Genomic DNA, 3,654 nt, shown 5'->3' with positions numbered 1-3,654 from the left:
AACCCATCAATAAGACAGGATAACCAGCAAGCATATATTACACGCTTCCAAATAACCGATAAGGATTTAAAAGAACAGGGCCTCTGAGACCTTGTATAAAGACCGAAGCCTTTAGTCAAGACCGGCTAGCAAGCTTGCCGGGGAGGTGAACCGCACTTCCGTGCGGGAGGCGGCTTTTACTGGCGCCCCCCCTACCCGTCAACGCCTATTTTCAGGCTTCGGCAAAATTCCTCGCCGACCCCGATTTACCCCTTCTAAGAGCTGGCTTGGCTAGAAGTCGCTGACCCTTCCCTTCCTCTCCCAGTCGCCATAGCGGGTCGGCTCGGGGCCTGCCGGACCCCCAATTTCCTTCATCCGCAACGGCGGCTCCGTCGGGGGGTCACCGGCAGGCGGCACCGCCGGGTCACCCGGCACAGGGTTCTCCTGACCCGGCGGATCCTCGATCGGGGCAGGCGGTGTCTCAGGCCCTGGCGGGGCCGGGGGGATCGGGGGCACCGGGACCGGGGGATCGCTCGGCGGCAATGGGGTCGGATCCGACATCGGATATACAGTCCTCATAGGGTAGGGGGCTTGTCGGCCCTTGGGCCAGGCCATCATCTGGGGTGCCCAGGGGGCTTCGCGCCACCCCCAATGCGGCGCGACCAGGAAGGTGCTTCAGAATGGGCGGCATGCTGCGAACGGCAATCCTATTGGCGGGGCTGACGGCGCTGTTCGTCGGCATCGGCTTTGCCCTGGGCGGGCGCCAGGGCATGGTCATCGCCTTCCTGGTCGCCTGCGGCACCAACCTTTGGGCCTGGTGGGGCAGCGACCGGGTCGTGCTTGCCATGCACAATGCCGAACCCATCGCCCCCGAAAGCGCGCCACGGCTCTACCGCCTGGTCCAGGGGCTGGCGCAACGCGCCGGGGTGCCCATGCCGGCCCTCTATGTCATTCATGAGAACCAGCCCAATGCCTTCGCCACCGGCCGGAATCCGGACAATGCCGCCGTCGCGGTGAACACCGGCCTGCTGGATATGATGTCGGAGGAGGAGATCGCCGGCGTCGTGGCGCATGAGCTGGCGCATATCCGCCACCGCGACACGCTCATCATGACCATCACCGCCACCCTGGCGGGCGCCATCGGCATGCTGGCGCAATTCGGCTTCCTCTTCGGCGGCCGGTCCGAGGATGGGCGGCGGAATCCCTTTGGACCGATTGGCGCCATCCTGCTGGTCATCGTTGGCCCGATCGCCGCCATGCTGGTCCAGATGGCTATCAGCCGGTCCCGTGAATATGAGGCCGACCGCCTGGGCGCCGAAATCTGTGGCGACCCCCGCTGGCTGGCCAGCGGCCTCGCCAAGCTGGAGCAATGCAAGCAGGGTCTGGTGAACCACACGGCGGAGGCCCATCCGGCCAGCGCCCATATGTTCATCATCAACCCGCTCTCGGGCCTCCGGATGGATAGCCTGTTCACCACCCACCCGCCGACCGAGGAGCGCATCCGCCGCCTCCTGGCCATGGCCCCGCCCCCGGCCTTCCCACGCAGTGGCTGGCCCATGCCCCCGGCAACCCGCCCTGGAAGCGGCTCGCCTTGGGGAACCCAGGGCCGCCGCAATCCTTGGGGGTGAGGCGCTTGACGGTCCGCGACCGCTCGCGCATCTGCCCCGTCGCAACCGGAGACGCCGCCCGATGGTCCGAGCCACCCTTACCGCAGCGCTGCTGATCGGCGCCGCCCTGCCTGCCGCCGCCCAGGATGCCGAGGCCGGCCAGCGCGTCTTCAACCAGTGCCGCGCCTGCCATAGCATCAATGAAGGCGGCCGCAACGGCGTTGGCCCCAACCTGCACGGGATCGTCGGCCGCAAGGCCGGCAGCAGCGAGGGCTTCCGCTATTCCGCCAGTCTGCGGGAGAAGGCGGAAGGCGGGCTGGCCTGGAACGAGGATACGCTCCGCGCCTATATCGCCAACCCGAAGGCAGTCATCCCCGCCGGGTCCATGTCCTATCCCGGTCTGCGGAACGAGCAGCAGCTGAACGACCTGATCGCCTACCTTAAGGCGAATAGCTGAGGCGCCGCATCGGCATCAGAAGTTGATGCCGATGATGTTTTCGGGACGGGCCGGAATCTCGCCGCATTCGACCCGCTTCACCACCGCGGTCAGCGCAGCATTGGCCGGGGCCGCAAGCCCTGCCTTCAGCCCCTCGGCCGCGACAAAGCCGTTGATGTAGTCGATCTCGGTCCTGCGGCCCTTCAGCATGTCCTGGCCCATGGAAGGCCGCTGCAGGGCGCTACGCTGGCCAGCCTTGACCGAGGCCAGCAAGGTCGTTTCCGCAGTATCCAGCGCCGTGGCATCGCCTTCCCCTGCCAGGGCCAGGATCTCCGAGTCGATGTTCTGGATCTTCTCCAGGCTATAGCCGAGCGCCTGACCGACCCGCACCGCCTCGGAGCCGATGCGGATCGCGAAGCGGCGGATCTGCTCCGTGGTGTCGCATTCATTGCCGGAAAGCCCGGTCGCGGCACTGATGCCGTTCCGCATGCCGTTCACGCAGAGCTTCGACCAGCGCTCCCCCCAGAGGTTGGTGGTGACCTTCACGCTATCGATGCCCGCGACCATGTCGCCCAGCGCCTGCACCCGCGGCGTGATCCGCCCATGCACCTCGCCCACCCGGAAGACGATGCGGTTGGCACCGCCGCGCGGCACGGTGCGGCGGATATGACCGGCCTCGTACAGATCCACCGAGATGGTCGCCGCGATCATGCCCACGGTGCGGCCCCAGCCGACCACGCCGGCGATCCGCTCCTCGTTGATGCAATTCTGCAGGGAGACGACGTAGCCGCCCTCCGCCAGGTAGGGCGCGATGAAATGCGTCGCCCAAATGGTGTCGTAGGATTTCATCGAGACGAAGGCGATGTCGATCGGCCGCTGCTTGGAGAAGCCCTGCACCTCGGTCAGGTGGAGGATCGGCACCGGGACGGTGACGTTCTCCTCCGGCTCCAACCCGGACAGCACCAAGCCCCTGGCGCGGATGGTCTCAACATGCTCGGGCCAGGGATCGATGAGGGTCACGTCATGGCCAAGCCGGGACAGATGCCCGCCCACATAGCCACCGACCGCACCAGCCCCGATGAAAGCGATTCTCGGGCGCATTGGCGTCCCTCCCCCTGATATCCGGGGCAGCCTAACTGTCCAGGATCAGCCTAGGAAGACGGGGCGCGCCGCGGCCTCGAAGGGAATGCCGGCGGCATCCAGGGATGCGGCCAGCTCCGCCATCGGCATCCGCGCATGGCGGACCAGCAGGCCGAGGTACATCCCGACGAACAACCGCCCATGCCCGGCACTGGCACCCTCCGCCGTGCTGGTCATGGCATGGGCAAGCTCATGCAGCAGCACCCAGCTCGGCAGCGCCGGCGGCGCCTCGATCGCCAGCCGGCTGGCCCGGGCGACGGTGCGGCGGGCCTGGCGTGGCAAGGGGCGGACCTTGGGCGGGAAACGAAGCCCCTCGGCCGCCCAGACATGGTCGACCAATGCCTGCAGCTGGACGAAGGGCACGGCGCCGGTATCGCGCGGCGCCACCACCCGGTCCTCCCACTCATAAAGGCGACGGGCGGCGCTATCCCCGCGGCTCACTTGAGACCCTTGGTCCCCGGCCCGGCGCCAACCGGGCGGCCCAGCCCGACC

At 67.3% G+C, this 3,654-nt stretch carries 5 protein-coding genes; 2 read left to right on the top strand and 3 right to left on the bottom strand.

The window, feature by feature from the left end; translation table 11 throughout:
- Nucleotides 1–270: 270 nt before the first annotated feature.
- Nucleotides 271–354, bottom strand: a complete 84-nt coding sequence (locus AC0IW9_RS30190) for a DUF1674 domain-containing protein (protein WP_471652004.1) — start codon at nucleotides 352–354, stop codon at nucleotides 271–273.
- Between the two features lie 314 nt (nucleotides 355–668).
- On the opposite strand from AC0IW9_RS30190, the gene htpX reads away from it, so the two are divergent.
- Both htpX and AC0IW9_RS30180 read left to right on the top strand, forming a co-directional pair.
- Nucleotides 669–1,607, top strand: a complete 939-nt coding sequence (gene htpX, locus AC0IW9_RS30185; protein ID WP_471652003.1) for a zinc metalloprotease HtpX — start codon at nucleotides 669–671, stop codon at nucleotides 1,605–1,607.
- Between the two features lie 61 nt (nucleotides 1,608–1,668).
- The gene (locus AC0IW9_RS30180) at nucleotides 1,669–2,043 is read left to right on the top strand and encodes a c-type cytochrome (RefSeq protein ID WP_471652002.1); all 375 of its coding nucleotides are present in this window, start codon (nucleotides 1,669–1,671) and stop codon (nucleotides 2,041–2,043) included.
- A gap of 15 nt (nucleotides 2,044–2,058) precedes the next feature.
- On the opposite strand, the gene AC0IW9_RS30175 is transcribed toward AC0IW9_RS30180, so the two are convergent.
- Both AC0IW9_RS30175 and AC0IW9_RS30170 read right to left on the bottom strand, forming a co-directional pair.
- Nucleotides 2,059–3,123 (bottom strand): ketopantoate reductase family protein, encoded by a 1,065-nt coding sequence (locus AC0IW9_RS30175; protein ID WP_471652001.1) that lies wholly within the window; start codon nucleotides 3,121–3,123, stop codon nucleotides 2,059–2,061.
- Between the two features lie 45 nt (nucleotides 3,124–3,168).
- Nucleotides 3,169–3,603, bottom strand: a complete 435-nt coding sequence (locus tag AC0IW9_RS30170) for a hypothetical protein (protein WP_471652000.1) — start codon at nucleotides 3,601–3,603, stop codon at nucleotides 3,169–3,171.
- Between the last annotated feature and the right edge of the window lie 51 nt (nucleotides 3,604–3,654).

This window comes from Belnapia sp. AC561, from assembly GCF_979252845.1.
The sequence above is the reverse complement of the archived record's forward strand: the minus strand, read 5'-3'. Positions and strand labels throughout refer to the sequence as shown.

What these genes read in the sequence shown, in the direction of transcription:
- AC0IW9_RS30190 (WP_471652004.1), bottom strand. Translation starts at nt 354, where the DNA reads ATGAAGGAAATTGGGGGTCCGGCAGGCCCCGAGCCGACCCGCTATGGC.
- htpX (WP_471652003.1), top strand. Translation starts at nt 669, where the DNA reads ATGCTGCGAACGGCAATCCTATTGGCGGGGCTGACGGCGCTGTTCGTC.
- AC0IW9_RS30180 (WP_471652002.1), top strand. Translation starts at nt 1,669, where the DNA reads ATGGTCCGAGCCACCCTTACCGCAGCGCTGCTGATCGGCGCCGCCCTG.
- AC0IW9_RS30175 (WP_471652001.1), bottom strand. Translation starts at nt 3,123, where the DNA reads ATGCGCCCGAGAATCGCTTTCATCGGGGCTGGTGCGGTCGGTGGCTAT.